The organism is Hyphomicrobium sp. (assembly GCF_020852195.1).
Lineage (GTDB): Bacteria > Pseudomonadota > Alphaproteobacteria > Rhizobiales > Hyphomicrobiaceae > Hyphomicrobium_C.
The window spans coordinates 1-3,090 of the sequence record NZ_JADZBI010000051.1; the positions used below are offsets into that span (position 1 = coordinate 1).

General features: G+C 62.8%; 6 protein-coding genes. 4 read left to right on the forward strand and 2 right to left on the reverse strand.

Annotated elements, in window-relative coordinates:
* Positions 1-753: 753 nt before the first annotated feature.
* A complete protein-coding gene (locus IT540_RS04055) occupies positions 754-993 on the reverse strand; it encodes a hypothetical protein (protein WP_291173653.1) in 240 nt (79 codons plus the stop codon).
* Between the two features lie 6 nt (positions 994-999).
* Positions 1,000-1,647 (reverse strand): recombinase family protein, encoded by a 648-nt coding sequence (locus IT540_RS04060; protein WP_291173656.1) that lies wholly within the window; start codon positions 1,645-1,647, stop codon positions 1,000-1,002.
* A gap of 122 nt (positions 1,648-1,769) precedes the next feature.
* Here IT540_RS04060 and IT540_RS04065 point away from each other — a divergent pair, with 122 nt between their 5' ends.
* From IT540_RS04065 to IT540_RS04080, 4 genes are read left to right on the forward strand one after another with little or no spacing between them, the layout of a single operon-like run.
* Complete coding sequence (locus tag IT540_RS04065) at positions 1,770-2,180, forward strand: hypothetical protein (RefSeq protein ID WP_291173659.1); 411 nt, start codon at positions 1,770-1,772, stop codon at positions 2,178-2,180.
* Between the two features lie 2 nt (positions 2,181-2,182).
* Complete coding sequence (locus IT540_RS04070) at positions 2,183-2,473, forward strand: hypothetical protein (RefSeq protein WP_291173661.1); 291 nt, start codon at positions 2,183-2,185, stop codon at positions 2,471-2,473.
* A gap of 22 nt (positions 2,474-2,495) precedes the next feature.
* Complete coding sequence (locus tag IT540_RS04075) at positions 2,496-2,735, forward strand: hypothetical protein (RefSeq protein WP_291173664.1); 240 nt, start codon at positions 2,496-2,498, stop codon at positions 2,733-2,735.
* 16 nt (positions 2,736-2,751) lie between these two features.
* Positions 2,752-2,973: a hypothetical protein gene (locus IT540_RS04080; RefSeq protein WP_291173667.1), complete on the forward strand. Its 222-nt coding sequence runs from the start codon at positions 2,752-2,754 to the stop codon at positions 2,971-2,973.
* The last annotated feature ends 117 nt before the right edge of the window (positions 2,974-3,090 follow it).

Below are 3,090 nucleotides of genomic sequence, written 5' to 3' on the forward strand. Positions count from 1 at the left end.
CCGTTAGGCACTGGCGTGCGGCAGCACCGGCATTCGCGCTCGTCGCTATAGTCGCCCTCCACCATGCCTCCTCCTCACTGGACTCGTTGCAGACTGCCTGTGCGCGGGTCCCACTGATAACCGTCAGGGGCCAGCACGTCGGCCGGGGCACTCGACACCGTTTCAACAATCCGTCGCAACTCTGGGTCGGGAGGAGACGGCATGTGCTGTAGGCAGCGCCAGCGTCCGGGTTGCCCCTTCGGGTTGACGCGATAAAGGTCCGCACCGTCAGCCGGACCGTGGCCGCAGGTCTCGCACTTCATGGCCTCTCCTATCTGATCCAGCCAATTCCAAACGCCACCGGCCCGAGAGAGACCGACCGCACACCTTCAATCGACCACGTACCCCACGCCGATCCGGGACCGACAGAGTACGCCAGCAGCAGCCTGCCGACGCGGAGCGCGTAGGCTCGACCTGATGATGATCGCATGACGCGCATGGGGCTCCCCTATGTCACAGTCCAAAAGTCTTTTTGATCAGAGCGGCACGACCGGGCCAGACTGCAACGGTTGGCACACCTGGATCATGGTAGACTAGCATTAATCCGCATGCCTCAAGTTCGCTCTTGATCGCAGCGATACGTTCGTCGAAGTGTGCTGCTAGACGCTGGCCGTACTCGTCAAGCTGCAGGCGCTCGCGGCGGCAATCGTAGATGCCAACGCCGCGGCATTCGGTAGGCGGGCACTTGCAGACCATCGGCACTCCCCTCTGTAATCAGTTTGCCGCGCCGAAGCGCTCATCCAGCTCGATGCACACAGCGGCCAGCTTGCAGCCGTCGTCCGTCAGTTCGTTGATCTGGCACCCTGCATAGGGGCCGTCCGTGAACTTGCGGTCGCGCCGAACGAGCCCCTTGCCCATCAGCTCCGTGCGCCCGGCTTTGTCGATCAGGTCGCCGTCCCAGACGCCGCCCCGCTTCAACTGTTTCAGCACGGCCCATGCTCCGGTGCTCATCATGTCGGCTCACTCCTGTTTCCGCTTCGCCGCTCGCGCGGCCAGATACTCGTCACGAAGCTGCTGCCGCGCGCTGGCGCTGAACCGCTGATAGACCGCGCTCCGCACGACGTCGAAGTGCTCGGCAACCTGCCGCACCGTCTTCCCCTGCGCAATCATGCGCGCGGCCTTTTCCATGTCGATCTTCGGCTCGTGGCCAATGGTGACGCCACGGGCGCGGGCAGCCGCCTGCCCGGCCTTCGTGCGTTCCACGATCAGGTCGCGCTCGAACTGAGACAGCGCACCCATGATGTGCATGAGAAGCCGACCGGCGGGCGTTGTCGTGTCGATGCTTTCGGTGATCGAGACAAAACCGATGTTGCGCCGGGTGAGGTTGTCGATCTTGGCCAGCAGATCGAGCATGGATCGACCGAGGCGATCGAGCTTCCAGACCACGAACACATCGCCGGGGCGCGCGTCCACCAGTGCCAACTCTAGCTTGGGGCGCTTCTTGCTGACGCCGCTTGCGGTCTCAACGTGGATGTGATCGTCCTGGCAGCCGGCGCGCTTCAGGGCGTCCACCTGCATCTGCACGCTCTGGTCATCGGTGCTGACGCGAGCGTACCCTATCCGGAGGCCGGAGTAGTCCGAGACAGGCTTTTCAATGGCGCGATTCACGTAGCAAGAACTCCCGTGTTGTCCACAAGCTAACATAGGTGCTGGACAAGTCAAGCGGACTGTGCTTATATACACAACATCAGACCGGCGCCTCGCGGGACATCAGGGGCGGAGACTGACAGATGACCAGCGAAGCTCAATTGGTACGCGACGCCATGCTCCGCGCCTGTGATCAGTGGATCGCGATCGGCGAGAAAGCGGCGGCGGATGTGCAGTTCTACAACTCCCCGTTGACCCCAGCCGGAGAGCGCCAGGTGGCCGCCGGCCAGTTTTACGCCGCTCTCCGGCCGCTCATTCTCAATGCGAGCGACGAGGCCATCGTCGCCGGTCGGTATCTGCTGAACGCTCAGAAGATCGGCGGAGTGTGGGCGGGGCTGACCGGTCGCGACGTTTCGTTCGTCAAACACGGCCTGTCTGACCCGCACGGTATCGTCGGCAAATACGCCAAGCTGTCGGTCGCGAGTTCCGGCGTTGCTGAGGGCACACGGCACGAGATCGCAGCCGCCCGCGCCGTGCTTGGAATGGAGGGCTGATCGTGGCAAACCACCCGAACCGCAGCCCTGCCAATCGCATCATGTGGCGTCGTGAGCTGTCGGGCTCACTGACGGCGGTGTGGCCAGACGGACGCGAATGGACGTTCTCGCGCCCCGGCAAAGGTTATGTGTACTGTGATTTCGGCAATGGCCGAAACAGCGGCACGCTCGGCAGGCAGATCTGCTACGGCGGAAGCACGAGCGGCAATACGGTCCACGAGATGAACGGTGCGGCATTCGAAAAGGCAGTCAAGAAGTGGCTGGCCGATTACCGTCGCACCGACCTCGGCTAAACCTGAACAGGAGTCCCAGCAGATGACCGTGGTGACCACATACGAGACGAGCAAGCCGTACCGCTATCAGCTCGGTGATCTGAAGCGCTATGTGCGGCGCGATGCCGTGGGAGATGGGTACTCATGGTGCGAGAAGCAATCGCGCGATAGCTACGATCGCGCACAAGGGACGTGCTCCGCAAGTGACATACCTGAGCGCATCCGCGCTGCGGCTGACGCACAGCGCGGGCAAGCGTTCGGTTACGTCGTCTGGCCGCGTTGAACAGGAGCCCCAAGAGATGAGCTTGCACGACAGCAACTCGACCCGCGAGATCAACGGCCGCCCGATCCACTGGAAGGATAAGGCCGGGGTGGTGCACGCGGCCGAGGGTAACTGGCTGATGTCGCGTGATTTCTGTCTGTGGACGGTGTGCGGCTCTGCCGACGTTCCAGCGAACACCGGGTATCATCCAGGTGACGGCGACAAGGTGACGTGCGAAGCGTGTCTATCGAAACAGTGACAGGAGCCCCCATGGAAGTGCTCACAGCAGCCAAGAAGAAAGAGCTTCGGATGCTCGGCATGCTGGATGGGCTGAGGCTGGCTCGGACGGCCATAGCCGACGCCGACCGTCTGCCGA